At 39.4% G+C, this 16,640-nt stretch carries 17 protein-coding genes and 1 tRNA gene; 5 read left to right on the forward strand and 13 right to left on the reverse strand.

What is annotated here, in order from left to right; all coding sequences use genetic code 11:
- Positions 1-64 precede the first annotated feature (64 nt).
- From lysA to argH, 3 genes are read right to left on the reverse strand one after another with little or no spacing between them, the layout of a single operon-like run.
- Complete coding sequence (gene lysA, locus J7R13_RS01230; protein ID WP_004857980.1) at positions 65-1,330, reverse strand: diaminopimelate decarboxylase; 1,266 nt, start codon at positions 1,328-1,330, stop codon at positions 65-67.
- Positions 1,331-1,339: 9 nt separating this feature from the next.
- On the reverse strand, positions 1,340-1,519 hold the full coding sequence (lptM, locus tag J7R13_RS01235; RefSeq protein WP_004857983.1) for an LPS translocon maturation chaperone LptM: 180 nt from the start codon (positions 1,517-1,519) through the stop codon (positions 1,340-1,342).
- 57 nt (positions 1,520-1,576) lie between these two features.
- Positions 1,577-2,977: an argininosuccinate lyase gene (gene argH / locus J7R13_RS01240; RefSeq protein WP_208433636.1), complete on the reverse strand. Its 1,401-nt coding sequence runs from the start codon at positions 2,975-2,977 to the stop codon at positions 1,577-1,579.
- Between the two features lie 33 nt (positions 2,978-3,010).
- On the opposite strand from argH, the gene J7R13_RS01245 reads away from it, so the two are divergent.
- Complete coding sequence (locus J7R13_RS01245) at positions 3,011-3,697, forward strand: TlpA family protein disulfide reductase (protein WP_208432354.1); 687 nt, start codon at positions 3,011-3,013, stop codon at positions 3,695-3,697.
- 1 nt (position 3,698) lies between these two features.
- Here the strand turns inward: J7R13_RS01245 and J7R13_RS01250 are convergent, their stop codons facing one another.
- The 7 genes from J7R13_RS01250 to J7R13_RS01280 form a co-directional block, all read right to left on the reverse strand.
- Positions 3,699-4,211 carry a YaiI/YqxD family protein gene (locus J7R13_RS01250; protein WP_208437107.1) on the reverse strand — a complete coding sequence of 171 codons (513 nt, stop codon included), beginning with the start codon at positions 4,209-4,211 and terminating at the stop codon, positions 3,699-3,701.
- Complete coding sequence (locus J7R13_RS01255) at positions 4,208-5,062, reverse strand: YihY/virulence factor BrkB family protein (RefSeq protein ID WP_208437108.1); 855 nt, start codon at positions 5,060-5,062, stop codon at positions 4,208-4,210. The genes J7R13_RS01250 and J7R13_RS01255 overlap by 4 nt, the downstream gene beginning before the upstream one ends.
- 373 nt (positions 5,063-5,435) lie before the next feature.
- Positions 5,436-6,368 carry a prephenate/arogenate dehydrogenase family protein gene (locus tag J7R13_RS01260; RefSeq protein ID WP_208437109.1) on the reverse strand — a complete coding sequence of 311 codons (933 nt, stop codon included), beginning with the start codon at positions 6,366-6,368 and terminating at the stop codon, positions 5,436-5,438.
- 455 nt (positions 6,369-6,823) lie between these two features.
- Positions 6,824-7,864: a DNA polymerase III subunit delta gene (gene holA, locus J7R13_RS01265; protein WP_208437110.1), complete on the reverse strand. Its 1,041-nt coding sequence runs from the start codon at positions 7,862-7,864 to the stop codon at positions 6,824-6,826.
- A 4-nt stretch (positions 7,865-7,868) separates the two neighbouring features.
- On the reverse strand, positions 7,869-8,663 hold the full coding sequence (locus tag J7R13_RS01270; protein WP_004857998.1) for an ABC transporter ATP-binding protein: 795 nt from the start codon (positions 8,661-8,663) through the stop codon (positions 7,869-7,871).
- On the reverse strand, positions 8,656-9,552 hold the full coding sequence (locus J7R13_RS01275) for an ABC transporter permease (protein WP_006590272.1): 897 nt from the start codon (positions 9,550-9,552) through the stop codon (positions 8,656-8,658). The genes J7R13_RS01270 and J7R13_RS01275 overlap by 8 nt, the downstream gene beginning before the upstream one ends.
- Positions 9,553-9,605: 53 nt before the next feature.
- The gene (locus J7R13_RS01280) at positions 9,606-10,583 is read right to left on the reverse strand and encodes an ABC transporter substrate-binding protein (protein ID WP_208437111.1); all 978 of its coding nucleotides are present in this window, start codon (positions 10,581-10,583) and stop codon (positions 9,606-9,608) included.
- 196 nt (positions 10,584-10,779) lie between these two features.
- On the opposite strand from J7R13_RS01280, the gene J7R13_RS01285 reads away from it, so the two are divergent.
- Positions 10,780-10,854 (forward strand) — tRNA-Gly (locus J7R13_RS01285).
- Between the two features lie 455 nt (positions 10,855-11,309).
- Here J7R13_RS01285 and J7R13_RS09800 read toward each other — a convergent pair.
- From J7R13_RS09800 to thiD, 3 genes are read right to left on the reverse strand one after another with little or no spacing between them, the layout of a single operon-like run.
- Positions 11,310-11,441: a hypothetical protein gene (locus J7R13_RS09800; RefSeq protein ID WP_281432482.1), complete on the reverse strand. Its 132-nt coding sequence runs from the start codon at positions 11,439-11,441 to the stop codon at positions 11,310-11,312.
- Positions 11,428-12,003: an NADPH-dependent FMN reductase gene (locus tag J7R13_RS01290; RefSeq protein ID WP_208437112.1), complete on the reverse strand. Its 576-nt coding sequence runs from the start codon at positions 12,001-12,003 to the stop codon at positions 11,428-11,430. Before J7R13_RS01290 ends, J7R13_RS09800 begins: the two co-directional genes overlap by 14 nt.
- Positions 12,004-12,015: 12 nt before the next feature.
- Complete coding sequence (gene thiD / locus J7R13_RS01295) at positions 12,016-12,879, reverse strand: bifunctional hydroxymethylpyrimidine kinase/phosphomethylpyrimidine kinase (protein ID WP_208433644.1); 864 nt, start codon at positions 12,877-12,879, stop codon at positions 12,016-12,018.
- Between the two features lie 125 nt (positions 12,880-13,004).
- Between thiD and J7R13_RS01300 the strand changes: the two genes are divergently transcribed.
- The 3 genes from J7R13_RS01300 to J7R13_RS01310 all read left to right on the forward strand — a co-directional run bounded on the left by J7R13_RS01300 (position 13,005) and on the right by J7R13_RS01310 (position 16,592).
- Positions 13,005-13,811, forward strand: coding sequence for a lysophospholipid acyltransferase family protein (locus tag J7R13_RS01300; RefSeq protein WP_051016683.1), 807 nt, complete (start codon positions 13,005-13,007; stop codon positions 13,809-13,811).
- Positions 13,812-14,418: 607 nt separating this feature from the next.
- Positions 14,419-15,525 carry a D-alanyl-D-alanine carboxypeptidase family protein gene (locus J7R13_RS01305; protein WP_208437113.1) on the forward strand — a complete coding sequence of 369 codons (1,107 nt, stop codon included), beginning with the start codon at positions 14,419-14,421 and terminating at the stop codon, positions 15,523-15,525.
- A complete protein-coding gene (locus J7R13_RS01310) occupies positions 15,525-16,592 on the forward strand; it encodes a CobW family GTP-binding protein (protein ID WP_208437114.1) in 1,068 nt (355 codons plus the stop codon). The genes J7R13_RS01305 and J7R13_RS01310 overlap by 1 nt, the downstream gene beginning before the upstream one ends.
- The last annotated feature ends 48 nt before the right edge of the window (positions 16,593-16,640 follow it).

Raw genomic sequence — 16,640 nt, forward strand, 5'->3', positions numbered from 1 at the left:
TTTCCAGAAAATAAATTGTTTCATCAAAGTTTAGTAAAAATAAGACCACAAATACCTAACAACGCTAGAGCCAATCTGGAATATGGTCACAGCCTATCAATTGCGCATAATCAAGACGCGGACGAATGACCGCGTAACGCGTATCCTGAACAAGAACTTCTGGCACCAAAAGCCGGCTATTATAGGTACTCGCCATCACCGCACCGTAAGCACCTGCTCCCGTAATCGCCAAAAGATCACCTGGTGCTAAGATCGGCACACAGCGATCTAATGCTAAATAATCGCCGGTTTCACAAACTGAACCAACAATATCTGCCTGAATAAGCGATGCATCACTTGATGTTTGTTTCACAAGCACTACATTCTGCCAAGCCTCATAAAGCGTTGGACGTATAAGATCATTCATCGCAGCATCAACAATAACAAAATTCCGCCCTTCTCCTCTTTTTAAATAGAGAACAGAAGTCACCAACACACCAGCTTCTCCCACAATGCTACGCCCCGGCTCCACGATAATATTGATCCCTAAAGGTGCAATATGCTTCTTTACAAGCACTGCATAATCAAAAAGAGAAGGTATGTTATATTGTTCATTACCGTATGCAATACCAAGCCCACCACCAATATCTATATGCGTTATCGCATAACCATCGCTCCACAATTGACGCACAAAATCTGCGATAATAAAAAATGCCTCCTCAAACGGTTTTAAATCACAAATCTGACTACCAATATGCATATCGACACCACAAACATGTAATCCAGGTAAAGAATCCGCTTTTTTATAGGCCTCTCTTGCTAACAACAGTGGAATACCGAATTTATTCTCAGATTTTCCCGTTGTAATTTTCTCATGAGTCTTTGCATCAACATCTGGATTAATGCGTAGTGAAACCCGTGCTGTTTTTGAAAGCGCAACAGCACGGGCTGACAATTGTTCAAGTTCCTGCTCTGACTCAACATTAAAACAGTAAATATCTTGAGAAAGAGCAAAATCTATCTCCCGCACTGTTTTACCAACTCCAGAATAAACAATACGATGCGCAGGAATCCCAACAGCAAGAGCACGCCGCAATTCACCTTCTGAAACAACATCAGCTCCCGATCCATTCAAGCTAAGAAGCCGCAAAACAGCTTGATTAGAATTGGCTTTAACCGCATAAGCAATCAAACTCGGTATCTCTTGAAATACCTTTTGATACTCTTGAAAACGTCCAACCAATGCACTAGCCGAATAACAATAAAAAGGTGTTCCCACATCCTGTGCAAGAGCAGAAAGCGAAAGCCCTTCAGCATGAAGCATGCCTTGATGATAGGTAAAAAAATGCATATTTCCCCCTTACTGTATCAAACGATCAAGCACAAAAGATTTATCTTCTTTACTTTTAAGTGAAGATGCTCCTCGCACAGGTTTTTCCGTAGTTGAATAAGGCATTTCTAATGGCCCTTTACGGCCGCACCCAACAATAAAAACACACCCCACAAGGACAATTGTTAAACTCTTTAAAATGATTTTCATACGCCCTTCTCTCTCCTATCAAGGCTTTTTCATTTTTTGGATTTACGATCCAACCATTCAGGCAGTTACAAGGCGTTTTTTCCAATAAGCAATTTGACAAAGTATTTCTGAAGGCGCCGTTCCACCAAAACTTTTACGACTTTCAACTGATTTTTCAACCGTTAAAAAATCAAAAAGCGCTGCATTAATATCCGGATATATCGCTTGAAGTTCAACCAATGGCAAATCATTCAAAGCACATTGTTTCTTTTCTGCCAATGCTACAGCACGCCCAGTAATATGATGTGCTTCACGAAAAGGAAGCCCTAATTCACGCACAAGCCAATCGGCAAAATCCGTTGCAGTTGCATAACCAGAATCAGCTGCTTGTTTCATAGCTTCTTTATTAACTTGCAAATCACCTATAATCCCTGTCATTGCTGCCAGCGCTAATTCTAGACTCAAAGCTCCATCAAACACATATTCTTTATCTTCCTGCATATCTTTTGAATAGGCAAGGGGCAAACCTTTCATCACCGTTAACAACCCAATCAGAGCTCCATTCAGTCGCCCAGTTTTTGCACGCACAAGTTCTGCAGCATCGGGATTTCTTTTTTGTGGCATAATGGATGAACCGGTTGAAAAAGCGTCTGATAAACGAATAAAATAAAATTGTTCACTTGACCAAAGGACAATTTCTTCCGCTAAACGGGAAAGATGCATTGCACAAAGAGCACCAACGCTTAAAAATTCCAACGCAAAATCACGATCAGAAACACTATCAATCGAATTGCGTGTTGGTTCTCGAAAACCTAATGCTTTTGCTGTCATAAAACGATCAATTGGAAAGCTAGTACCTGCCAAGGCTGCAGCCCCTAAGGGTGATTCATTCATTCGCTCAACTGCATCACGTATCCGCGATAAATCTCGACCAAACATTTCAACATAAGCCATCATATAATGACCAAATGTTACAGGCTGCGCCGATTGCAAATGCGTAAAGCCTGGCATAAATGTATCGATATGCTGTTCTGCTCGAACAAGCAATTTCTCTATCAATCTTTTTAAAGCTTGCGCTATCCTCTGTGACGCCTCACGTACCCACAAACGAAAATCAACAGCAACTTGATCATTGCGTGAACGCGCCGTATGCAAACGCCCTGCTACAGAACCAATCAACTCGCAAAGTCGTGCTTCAATATTCATATGAATATCTTCAAGTCTTCGTGAAAAAATAAACCGACCGTCCTCAATTTCTTGACGAATAAGCTTTAAACCATGAACAATTTTTTCATAATCTGATTGTGAAATAATCTCCGTTTGCACTAACATCGCGGCATGAGCAAGTGAACCTTCAATATCTTGCCGATAAAGTTTTTGATCAAAATCAATTGAAGCATTAATTTCTTCCATAATTGCAGCAGGTCCTGCTATAAAACGGCCACCCCACATTTGGTTCTTTAACTTCTCATCTGTCATACTCTGAAACCACCCATAAAAAGGATAAAAATTATGATTCCTAAAACGCAAAAAAAGAAGAATAAAAAGGGGTTCTTCATCGCATCATTTTTTGTTGTCGTGATCTTAGCTACTGTCAGTTTATACGCAATAAAAAGCCCTTATGACAAGATAGTGTCCTTTTTCACCGACTTTATTTCAGGAAAAAATACCGAAAAAATACAAGAAGAAAAAATAACGGCGATCAGAAAAGCAGCAAAAGGCTTTTTTACCCACATGCGATTTGTTGATACGCCCGCAGATATGAATCAACTTTCTTTCAAGGATATTCAAGGAAAAGACCACAAACTCGCTGAATTTACTGGAAAACCGCTGTTGATCAATCTATGGGCTATTTGGTGTGCTCCCTGCCGCACAGAAATGCCCGAACTGGCGCAATTAAAACGTGAAATGGGTGGAGAAAATTTCGATGTCATAGCTATTAATATAGACAAAACAGCTTCTTCTGAAAAAATTCAGCAATTTTTACAAGATATTCACGCTGATAATTTGCTTTATTATCGCGATGAAACAATGAATATTTTCAACAACATTAGAAAACAAGGACTCGCTTTAGGATTACCCGTCACACTTCTCATCAATAAAGAGGGGTATCTTATTGCTTCATTCAATGGTGCTGCTCCATGGGCCAATGACGATGCTAAAACACTTATAAAAGCTGTCATGAAAGAAGCCCAATAACTTAATAACCGCGCCTTTTTAAACGTTGTATAACGAGATCTAGTGCTGACAAGAAAGAAGAACGATCTTTAGGAGACAAAGGACGAGGTCCTCCTGTTATATGCCCTTGTCCTCGCAAATCTTCCATCAAATTACGCATCGCCAGAGCTTGACCGATTGAACTTGCATCAAAAACACGCCCCGATGGCGAAAGACAAACACCCCCAGCCCGCACAACGCGTGCTGCTAAAGGGATATCACTAGTAACAACGATACTAGCCTCATGTACATGTTCTACAATCCAATCATCCGCGCAATCAAGTCCACCAGAAACGACCACTCTTTCAATGAGGGTTTCATCTGGAAGAGAGAAAAAACGATTTGCTACAATAAAGGTTTTTAGCTGATAACGATTCATAACACGATAAATTTCAGCTTTTACAGGACAAGCATCCGCATCAATCAACAAGGTGATGGCAGGTTTTACTCGTGTATTCGTTTCTTGGCTTCCACGCAACGATAGAGGTTCTTTCATTCATCTGAAGATCGTAAATGCTTGCGATAAAACATTATCGCTGCGTTTATTTCACCTCCCAAAATAAAAATTGCACTTAACATATAAAGAAAAATAATCGCAACCATAATAGATGCTAACCCCGCATAGGTAGAAATATAATCAAACATTGTCAAATATTGCGCAAAAGCAATAGAAGCCATAAACCACACTGACATTGTCACCACGATTCCTGGTAAGATATCTATAAATTTCCGTCGCTCTGCTGGGAGCCATTTATGAACAATCAAAAGACTTACAAAGAGAACAACTGCTGCAGTTATGTAACGCCATAGACGAATTATACCAATATATTCGATAATGAAAAAAGAATGATTTTGCATAATTTTGATCAGTAAAGGTGCTAAAACCAATAAAAAGCTGATCACAACAAGACCAATGGTGCCAAGAATTACAAAAAATAAACTTTGAAAACGACAAAACAACAAACTACGTCGATCAACAACACGATAAGCCTTATTTAAAGCTGTACGCAAAGCCTCTATCCCATTAGAGGCAAAATAGGCTGCTCCAATGACAGAAACTGTTAACACACCCCCTCGTTGAACAGTTAAAACATTGATAATTTCCTGAGATAAAGGCTCTGCAATGACATCTGGCAGCAACTGCACAAGCGCTTTTATTTTTTGCGGCGTATAAGTAAAAGCACCGATAAAACTAGCAAGAGATGTCCCAAAAATAACGAAAGGGAAAAATGCTAAAAGCCCCGACAGCGCGACATGACTGGCAAAAGCACTCCCATTCCCACGCCAATAATGATTTACTGCATCAACAAGAATACGATAGCTATACCAAAAGATACTTCTTAACAAATCTTAATACTTTCTGGTAACACTCTTCCCAATCTATTCAAGTTTTATAAAAATCATCAAAGCCTAAAAACAATCTTCGCCAATATAAAGGGCAATGATCAATATGGTCAAGCCTCACTTTGTATCAAAACCACAAAGAATGCTTCAAGAGCCAAAGACTATAAAAATCTATACATATCAACCGTTGATACTGTCAGGAAAACAGGTAAAGCGTCTACAAAAACCTATCCAAAGCAACCTGTGATATTACAAAATTGGACACACACTAAATGACTTTTTTAAACCCTAGTCATCTCTACCCGATCAATTGCTTATCTTCTTTATGGCAATTCACAACTTAAAAGAATATAGATTTCTAGAAAAAGTTTCGTTTTCATCCCCTCTCTTTAGAAACATTATGACGTCCAAAATCAGGAGCATCAATTTCCTGACCCGCAGCAATAATATTACGGCGTACAGCACGCGTACGAGTAAAAAAGTTAAACAATGTTTCACCATCTTCCAAATGAATTGCCCGTTCTAGAGAAGCAAGTCCTTCATTAAAACGGCTCAACATTTCTAAAATAGCATCCTTATTATGCAAACAAATATCTCGCCACATAACAGGATCAGAAGATGCCAAACGCGTAAAATCACGAAAACCCGAAGCAGAATAAGCAATCACTTCTGAATTCGTCACTTTTTCTAAATCACTCGCTGTCCCAACAGTATTATAAGCAATCAAATGCGGCAAATGCGAAACAATCGCCAAAACAAGATCATGATGTTTAGGAGTCATCTTCTCGACACGCGCACCACAAGCCTCCCAAAACGCTGTCAATTGCGCGACAGCTACAGCATCACTTTCAGCAAAAGGGGTTAAAATACACCAGCGATTCATAAATAAATCAGCAAAACCAGCATCTGGTCCTGAATATTCAGTTCCCGCAATCGGATGACCAGGAATAAAATGAACGGTTTTGGGTAATAAAGGCGCCGTTTCCTCAACAACCAAAGCTTTTGTAGAGCCAACATCAGTCACAATCGCTCCCGACTTTAAATGATCACGAATGGTTTTTGCCACCTCCGCACTCGCTCCAACAGGAACAGAGACAATCACTAAATCTGCTCCTTCAACAGCTTCCGCATTATCGGTTGTATAAAAATCCCCAAGTTCCAATTCACGCGCTCTTTTCAAGGTTTCTTGCCGTCGCGTTGCAATAGAAATTTGAACCGCGAGATTTTTCTTTTTAATCACTCTTGCTAAAGAAGAACCAATAAGACCGATCCCAATGAGTGCTATTTTTTCAAACTGAATATGGAGCATCTTTCACCTTTAAAAACTCTTTGAAAACGGTAACATAACTACGATTTGTCTCTCTGTTTGTTCAAGATTTATGTACCAAACATTTAAAAAACCACAACCGATAAAAGAATAAATAAAGTCAGGTGCAGCTCAATAATTACCCGCACAAACTACTAACAGGTTATTTTTACCAGGAAAACGCACAACAAATAAATGATAGAAAACGTAACATCAAGCGCTAAAATTTGACAATCCATTGCTTACAAACATGCATTACTAAACAGATAACAATTCTTCGTATAGTGGAATTACATTGTGCCAAACCTTCTGGTAGCAACAATCAATATAACTTTTTCAAATATTGAAAATTCAGCTAAACAAATTGTGCAAAAAGATACCGTAATTCTAAAAGCATTTTCTCTTCCGCCAACGCCATAAATCAAGTCAATAAGTCACCAAAAACACAACTGAATATTTTAACCAGCCATTTGGCGCCGCGCAACAATTGTAAGCCCCAGCAAAGCTTGACGAACGATAGCTTCACCCAAAAGCGGATTCTTACGACTCTCTAAAACAGCGCTCTGAATTCTTTCCATTGCGTAAGAAATATGTTCCATTTTCCAATATTTTAAAGCCTGTTCAACTATTTTTTTCCGTTGAAAAAAAATCGGTGGTCGCGCTTGAGAAATCACTGTAAAAGGTGCTTTCCCTTCAACCTCCACTTGATAACGCAAAAGCTGTAATTGCTGAAAATGCCTCTGTGCCGTACTCAAAATAAAAAAAAGCGCACCATGCAGTGCTGCATGTCTACTAAAATGAGCCTCAAAACCTGTTATATCACCCAATAAAAGAGCATCAATCACTTCATCTAGAGAAAGAGCACTCACATCGCTCACAACAGCCTTCACATCTTCAAGAGTAATATGGACATTTGAAGCATAAAGACAAAGCTTCTCCAATTCACTCCGTGATACGAGACGATCCCCTCCCAAACTTTCGTGCAACCACTTGCGCGCATCCAAAGAAAGGGTCTTCTTAAAATGACCTAAAACCTCATCAATCAAGCCATCAAGAGAACGAGCATCATCGGCAAAACAGGGAAGGGCCATCGCTTTTGATGCCGTTTCAACAACATTGCGTAAGCCTGTTCCTTTTTTTAAATCCCCCGCTTCAATGAGAATAAAACATGCCTCCGGTGGTTCCTCAATTAAAAACTTCAAGGCTGTAAGAAAGCCTTTTTGGTTAGCACTGTTAGAGACCCATATCAAACGATCTCCGCCAAAAAGCGATAAAGTACGCGCTTCATTTCCCAAACGAGCAGGATCTTTATCAATCTCAGCAGCATCCAAACGAATCATTGAAAATGGATCTTCTATGGCCACCCGTGTAAGCTTCGCAAAACGCTGTGCACGTTCACAAACCAGACCACGATCTGGTCCATAAATGAGAACGATAGGGAAAGAACGTGAAAGACGCGTTAGAAAAGAGTCAACTTCATGCGCTTTTTTCTCAGCCAAAATATTAATCCATTAACAGTTCATCATCATCAAGAGCTTCCCCGCGAACTTTCTGAAACATACCAATTAAATCATTTACATTCAAACCCTTACGCTCTTCTTGAGACACATCAAAAATCACTTTACCACCATGCAACATCAGCGTCCGATCTCCATGATCAAGGGCCTGACGCATAGAATGCGTCACCATAATAGTTGTTAATTTTTTCTCTTCAACGATTTTTTCGGTTAACCGCATCACAAAATCAGCCATTCCTGGATCTAATGCTGAAGTGTGCTCATCAAGCAATAAAACATCCGCATGCGCTAAAGTAGCCATCACAAGACAAACTGCTTGACGTTGTCCGCCTGATAAACTGTCCATAGGATTATGGATATACGCTTCAAGACCAATACCTAATTGAGCAATTTCATCTCGGAAAAATTGCCGTTTTTCATGATTTAAGGCTGAACGCAAACCACGGCGGCTCCCTCGAAGAGCAGCAAGAGCCAAGTTTTCTTCAATTGTTAAAGAACCACAGCTTCCTATTAATGAATCCTGAAAAACACAAGCAACCCTCCCAGCGCGCTCACTTACAGATTGCCTAGAAACATTTTGTCCATTAATCACCACTTTTCCTGTCGTAGGAAGGGTTGCGCCTGCTAAAACACTAAGCAAAGTTGATTTACCAGCGCCATTTGAACCAATAATCGTAACAAAACTGCCACGATCAATCTTGAGGTTAATATCAATTAATGCCTGTTTTTCTAAAGGCGTTTGCGGTTTAAAAGTAACCCCAACATGAGAAAACTCAATCATGTTTACGCCTCCCCAAATAGCGTGGTACAATAAGTGTTAAAACAACCAAAAGCGCGGTGATCAATTGAAGATCGGTCGACGTATCAATACCGATCCCTTGTGCTTCAAAAGCAAACTGCACTGCAACGCGATAAAGCACAGATCCCACAATACAACTGATAATAATCCAGAAAATATTGCGCGTACGAAAGAGAGTTTCACCAATAATAACTGCTGCTAAACCGAAAACAATCGTACCAATTCCACCGGTAATATCGGTAGCAATCGCGGTTTGAATATAAAGGGAACCTCCAAGCGCAACGCATGCATTTGAAAGACCCATACCAAAATAAATCAACGCTGACGTATGAACCCCTTGCGCCGTAGCCATCCGTGGATTAGCACCCATCGCCCTCATAGCAAGACCGATTTCACTTTCCAAAAAGCGCCAAATTAAAAATGCCACAACTAACAATACAGCACCAACAAAAAGAGGCCGCACAAAAATATCAGACAAACCAAACAAATCATAAAAGGGTGTTAAAGCAGTATCAGCACGTGCTAAATTAACATTAGATCCTCCCATAATCCCCATAATACGGAGATTAATCGTATAAAGCGCTGACATCGTTAAAATGGAAGCCAAAAGATTTAAAATACCAAAATGTAAATTCAGCAAAGCTGTTAATAATCCAGCTACCATACCTGCACAAAAAGCGCATACCATAGCCGTCCATGGATTAAAACCTAAAAGAATCAAAACACCACAAACACACGACCCGAGAAGAAAAGAACCATCGACAGTTAAATCAGGAAAATCTAAAACGCGAAACGAAAGATAAACCCCAATTGCAACAAATGCATAAATAAGACCTAATTCTACAGCACCAGAAAACGCAAATATATTCATCCGGAAATTCACTCCATGAAAACTTAATGTACTTTTATCGTGTCAATGGAAATCTACTGAATAACCTTTGTTGCACGTTCAAGAACCGCTTGTGGAATGATGATACCAGCTTTTTTAGCCGCTTTCATATCAATGCGGATATCATTATTAGCTCCCTGCACAATATCAATATCGCCGGGCTTTTCACCCTTCAAAATACGCACAACCAACTTGCCAGCATCAATTCCTACATCATAGAAATTCACGCCCTGAGTCATAAAAGGTCCGCGTCCAATAGAGTTAGCATCGACAGTAAATAAAGGAGTGTTCGTTTCCTGTGTAACTTTTGACGCTCCCTCTAAAACAGAAAGAACCGTATTGTCAGCGGGAATAAAAATAAGATCCACCTTACCAACTAAAGCGCGTGTCGCCGCCTGAACATCAGAAGGTTTAGACGCCGATGAAGGAATGATTTCAATTCCCACTTTGTTCGCTGCATCTTTTAACACCTTAAGTGTTGAAACAGAATTGGCCTCAGAAGCATTATAAAGATAACCAAGTTTTTTCAAATCTGGTTTCACCTCTTGCAAAAGCTTAAGACTTTCTGCAACATCTATATGATCAGAAGCCCCCGTCACATTGCCACCAGGTTTGGTAAGCGAAGACACTATTTTCGCTCCCATAGGATCAGAAATTGCAGCAAAGACAATAGGAATTGTTTTCGTTGCCGCGAACATCGTCTGTGCTGAAGGAGTACTAATTGCAACAATTACATCAGGTTTATCACCAACAAATTTACGCGCAATTTGCGTTGCTGTAGAAATATTGCCCTGCGCTGATAAAAAAGTGAGTTCTAAATTTTCACCTTGCTTATAACCATTTTCTGCAAGCACATCTTCCACACCTTTACGAACTGTATCTGCAGCAGGATGTGCCATAATTTGTGTAAGTGCAACTTTAACGTGTTTAACGTGATCACCCGCTTTTGCAAAACTATTGATGATAAAAAAAGCTGCAACTGCAATCCATAATACATTTACTCTTCTCAACATTTCACTCCGCCCCTTTTTTGCAACAATCGATAAAGGAGATAATTTATTACTGAAGAATCTTCCAAAATCAATCTTTATTTCCCTTTTTGAAACATGAGTAAATAAATCAAACTGAAATGTTATTTTTTTGTTGCAATTCGCAAAAGCCTACGCCATACAAGCAACACTTGAAGCAAAATATGTTTCGAATCGGTGAGCGGGTGTAGCTCAGGGGTAGAGCACAACCTTGCCAAGGTTGGGGTCGTGGGTTCGAATCCCATCGCCCGCTCCATATGAATTTTGCATTTGTTATTGTATGTAGCTTATCAGCAGATTTTGTGTATTTTGCAGCAATTTGTTTTTTTCAAAAGATTTTTAAGGGGTTCTCAAAGGGTCTTCAAAAGCCTTACAAAGTTCATTAAAACTTCTTTAAAAATTGCACATACAGCTTTAATCTAAAGCAAAGATTTGTGATTCCATCCTTTTCATATACAGCATTCGATTTGTTGTCATAAAATAAGTAAATGCAAAATCTTTAAGAGGAAAAAACATGAAGAATACACTGTGGTTTAGCCAAAAAAGCTAACCGCTCAATCAACGTGCAAGAAAATGGGTGTGCGAACGAATGAACCTAACAATATGCAATATTTTAGCCCATGCCATTGGGTCACAGCTTCTAAAAATTGTGTCTACAAAACCGTACAATAATAATCCAACGGCACACATATATAGTTTTTTCGCAATGCTTCAAACTGAACCTGATAAGCAAAAGTGCGCTGCAATAATCACTTCTTGCAGCTCTAGCAACTGACACAAGGGTGCAAGCATCTCTGTGCCACCTACCACTAAATAACGATATTGCTCATCATTTTTTATCATACCCCCCACTCTTTTGTTTTAAAAATGTGCACATTTCATTAGCAAGCCGCTCACAACGTACCCGTACCTCTTCACTTATGATTTTCCATGTACGACCTTCATCATCCGATGCAAAATCTTGCTTGGATGAAGCAACTTGACATTGTAGCACATAACCATAAAGCGTGCGCACCACCGACAATAAATGCTCACATGGTTGTGCGCATTTTTTAGTTGCACTACCATGTGAGATAAGCCCAACCGGTTTCTTTAAAAAAGCATCATAAGCCAAACTATCAAGAGCATTTTTTAAAACACCCGAATAAGACCCTTGATAAAGAGGACTAGCGAGTATAACACCATCAGCCGCCGCAATTGTTTTAACAAACTGACGAACGGCAGCACTTGGATTAGACTCTACATGGTTATGATAATCTGGATCAGTAATCGGCAAAGGCTGTTCACGTAAATCAACCCAATGAAGAGATGCACCACGCATCAATAGACAATCAGCCAAGTAGTTGGCTAAGATTCTTGTTAGCGATGGTTGACGTATAGACCCCAAAATAATAGCAATATTCAATAAGGTTCTCCTTTATCTTTTATCCCATAGTTCATAAAAATGGTGAAGTGGTCCCCGACCTTTCCCTACTTGCAAAACGCTTGAAGCAGATAAAGCCCCATGCAAATAGTCTTTTGCTTGTTTAACTGCGCAAACCAAAGGCTGTGTAGGCAATAAAGCTGCAATTGCAGCTGAAATGGTACAACCTGTACCGTGATCATTGGTAGTTATGATACGTGAAGCTTCAAGCGTCACGATCCCCTCACAATCACAATAAAGGTCTGGACTAGAACAATCGTAATTTGCTGTACCCTTGCAAGCAAGAGTGCTCAAATGTCCCCCCTTCAACAAAACTGCATTACAACCTAAAGTCAAAAGCCGAGGACCATATTGGTACATAGCGTTTAACGACCATTGCACTTCACATCCCAACAACATAGCAGCCTCAGGCAAATTAGGTGTAATAATTGTTGACATCGGCACAAGAACATCACGCATAATTTCAATTGTATCAGGCTTTAAAAGAACATCACCACTTTTTGCGACCATAACGGGATCAAAAACAATAAAGCGCGCTTTGTGATAAGCAAGACGCTCTGCTATAATCTGCGCAATCTGAGCATTTGCTACCATACCAATTTTAACAGCATCAACATGGATATCCTCAAAAACAGAATCAATTTGATCAGCGACAAAAGAAGCATCCAACGCCTGAAAAGCACGTACACCTTGTGTATTTTGTGCAACAACAGCTGTAACCACACTCATACCATAGGTTTTCATGGCTGAAAAAACCTTCAAATCCGCTTGCATTCCAGCGCCACCAGAAGGATCAGTCCCCGCAATAGATAAAATCCGTGGAATAAAAAAAGTGTTTTGGCTCCCCTGCAACCTCATTAATCTGTTTTCCTCATATTTTTAAATAACAGAAAATAGCTAAAAATAGACTTTTGAAAAAACATAAAGAAAGATGTTTTCTCGTGTAAAGTAGGTTATATATACACTCTCTTCGTAGATATAAAATGGAAAATATAGTGCTTATCCTTCGTTCTCTTCTTTTTACGTTCGCTTTTTATACAACAACTTTTATACAAATGATTCTTTACGCTCCCATCTATTTTCTCATGCCACGCAAAAAAGCGTGGATTGTGCCTAAAACATGGGCGCGCGTCACACTTTTTCTGCAAAAATATATTGCGGGTACAAACTATGAAATTGAAGGATTAGAAAATCTCCCTAAAGGAGCCTATATTATCGCTCCCAAACATCAATCTGCGTGGGAAACTTTCAGCCTTGTCCCCTATTTTGATGATCCCGCTCTCATCCTAAAGCGTGAACTGACGTGGATTCCATTTTTTGGCTGGTACATGGCAAAAACACAAATTATTCCCATAAACCGAACAACGCCCATTAAAGCTTTAAAAACCATCATACAAAAAGCAAAAGAAAAAGCAAAACAAGGGCGCCAAATTTTGATCTTTCCCGAAGGAACACGCCGACAGCCAGGACAGGAACCAGATTATAAATCAGGGATTATTGCTCTCTACAATGAATTGGGACTTCAAGTTGTTCCCATTGCACACAATGCTGGTTTATATTGGCCACGAGGCAATTTTCGCCGCTATCCTGGAACAATCCGTGTTCGCATTCTTCCCCCCATAGAAGCTGGTTTAAGCAAACGTGATTTTTTGGACCAACTCGTCCAAAAAACAGAAAAAGCCTGTGATGAATTGCTCTTATTAGCAGCCCAAGATCCTAGCCCTCCACCTATGCCCCCCTACGCTGTTAAAAAGCTTCAAAAACTGAATCACTATGAATCAACAGATTGATTTATAAATAATAATTTATTGCCTCTCATATTGATTTAAAAGTACCAAATACAGGATATCTTATTTCCTCTTTTATAACGGATTATCAAAAAGTTTGATTATCCATTATAAGAGAAAGCAGAATATAGAAAAATTGAAAAAGAGGTGAATATACCTCTTATGAACGCTCTCAAATGCAAAAAAAATTATAACATTGAGAGTATATAACGCCAATATACACCTGCATAAGCATAAAGATGCTGATACCAAAGACGCTTTATGTTACACTTTTCATGAGCAGTAACTAGGGTAGAAGGCAAAGTGAGATGCTTTTTTAAAGCAAGTACGTAAATGAACAGCACAATGGATGCTCCTGCAAGCATAATACCATCAGAGAATGTTAAACATTGTACAGCCTTCGTTAATGAAACGATATTACTCTAAAGTAATTTTGCAATTAGCAAAACCGAATTCAAGGAGAAAAATAAAGATACGCGTTGGTTTTACCCCTGAAAAAAACTCATAGGGTATTAACTATCTGCTCTCTATAATCATGGACTCAAAAATTTTATGTACTACATTAAAATAATTCTAAATCAATGATAAGAAGGTATTGGACTTAAACTTAATGCAACGACTTGTTCATCATCTGTTTTTATCTTTCTTTTTGAGTTTGACAAGCACCCTTGCTCTAGCTCAACCCTTTATCTCTGTTGACGTTGCAACTGGCCGCATCTTAGAGCACAATCAAGCCTTTGAACGCTGGTATCCTGCCTCCTTAACAAAATTAATGACCGCTTATGTCATTTTTCGCACCATGAGCACAGGGGAAATTTCACCCAACAAACACATCACCATTAGCGAATATGCGGCGAAAGCTCCCGCACACCGTTCAGGTTACAAAGCTGGTTCTGTTCTCACACTTGATACAGCCTTAAGCATTACTCTGGTTAACTCCACCAATGACTTGGCTATTGCCATGAGTGAAGCGGTTGCAGGTTCAGAAGAAGCTTTTGTGCAACGAATGAATAGTGAGGCTCAACGCTTAGGAATGTTTGGAACGCATTTTTCTAATGCAAGTGGATTACCAAACCCATACAATTATTCCACAGCACGCGATATTGCTCTTTTAGCGGTTCAAATTCGTCGAGAATTTCCTCAATATGCTCATTATTTTTCTATACCAGCCATTGATTTTGGTGACAGACGAAAAATTCAACCCAATTCAAACAACCTCATTGGTCGTTTTAACGGCATAGACGGCATGAAAACAGGCTTTATCTGTGCCTCTGGCTTTAATCTTGTTGCCTCAGCAACCCGCAATAAACGCACGATTATTGCTGTCATTTTAGGTTCTAACAATGTGAGTGAAAGAGAAGAAAAAGCCGCACAACTGCTTGAAACAGGTTTTTTGCACCAAGGATCGTCGCAATTAACATTGGTAACACTAGAGCCCTATGGAACTAAAATAGCACAAGCGACCAACATGAAACAACAAACATGCACTCTTGAAGCCGCAAAAATGCATGCAAAATCTTATGATGATCAAGGAAATATTATCCTCACCTCACCTTTTATTACTGCTTTACCTTCTTCCACTCTTCCTTTACAAGTGCGCCTCATTTATACACCACCAACGCGTAAAGCAAAAGCAAATCCGCTAAAAAAATTCCACACTTCGTATAAAAAACAAGCAAACCATCCTATAACAAAAGCCAAAAGCCACAACCGATAATGAATATCAAAACAAAACGCATCCCTCTTACGCTTATTACCGGTTTCTTAGGCTCTGGCAAAACAACTTTACTCAACCGCATGCTACGCGATCCTCTTTTGGCTGAGAGTGCTGTTATCATCAATGAATTTGGTGAAGTGAGTATTGACCATCTTCTGGTTGAAAAGGCGACAGAAGGAATTATTGAACTCACCAATGGTTGCTTATGCTGCGATTTACGCAGTGATCTCATTGATACACTGATTGATTTGATTGATCGCGTTCATACAGGAAATATCAAACAACTCAATCGCATTATCATTGAAACGACAGGAATAGCTGATCCAGCCCCTATTATACAAGTTCTTCTAACCCATCCTACTTTAATCCAAACAGTATCTATCGATTCTATTCTTGCAACATTTGATACATTAAGCACGCTTTCCATATTTGAGAGCTATCCTGAAATACACAAACAATTAGTACTTGCTGACAAAATTATCCTCACAAAAACAGACCTTACTGCCCCAAAAGTGCTTTTAAATACGCTCATCAACACACTCAAAGCGATTAACCCTACAGCGCAAATCATCGATGTCCATTCTGATCAATGCTGCCCAAGTGTATTAATAAATAAAATATTATGGGATGAAAAAGGAGAAAATACACAACTGAAACAGTGGCTCACGCTTGCTCCCCACAATCACGCTCATCATTTGACCATTCGCGCTTTTTCATTAGAGTGTGAAGAACCAATGGACTATGCCACTATCGAGGCTTTTTTAGATCTCCTAAACAACCTTTATGGCACAAAATTATTACGTATTAAAGCAATTATTGCATTACGTGATGACCCGCATCACCCACTTGTATTACACGGCGTACAGACATTCTTCCACCCACCAATAAGACTTCCAGCATGGCCAAAAGGAATCACAAAAACGCGTTTTGTCATCATTGCCGATGGTGTTGAAAAAGAAACAATACAAAAACTCCTTGATGCTTTTTTAAACAAACCAGCAATAGATACTGCAGATAAAACTGCTATATTGGATAACCCTCTGATTATTCCAGGGATGAAATTTTAACTTCTTCACTCTTTTGAACAAAAATCTTTAATAACAATACCGTGGATT

It is taken from the genome of Bartonella taylorii 8TBB (genome assembly GCF_902825155.1).
In the GTDB taxonomy this organism is placed as follows: domain Bacteria; phylum Pseudomonadota; class Alphaproteobacteria; order Rhizobiales; family Rhizobiaceae; genus Bartonella; species Bartonella taylorii_A.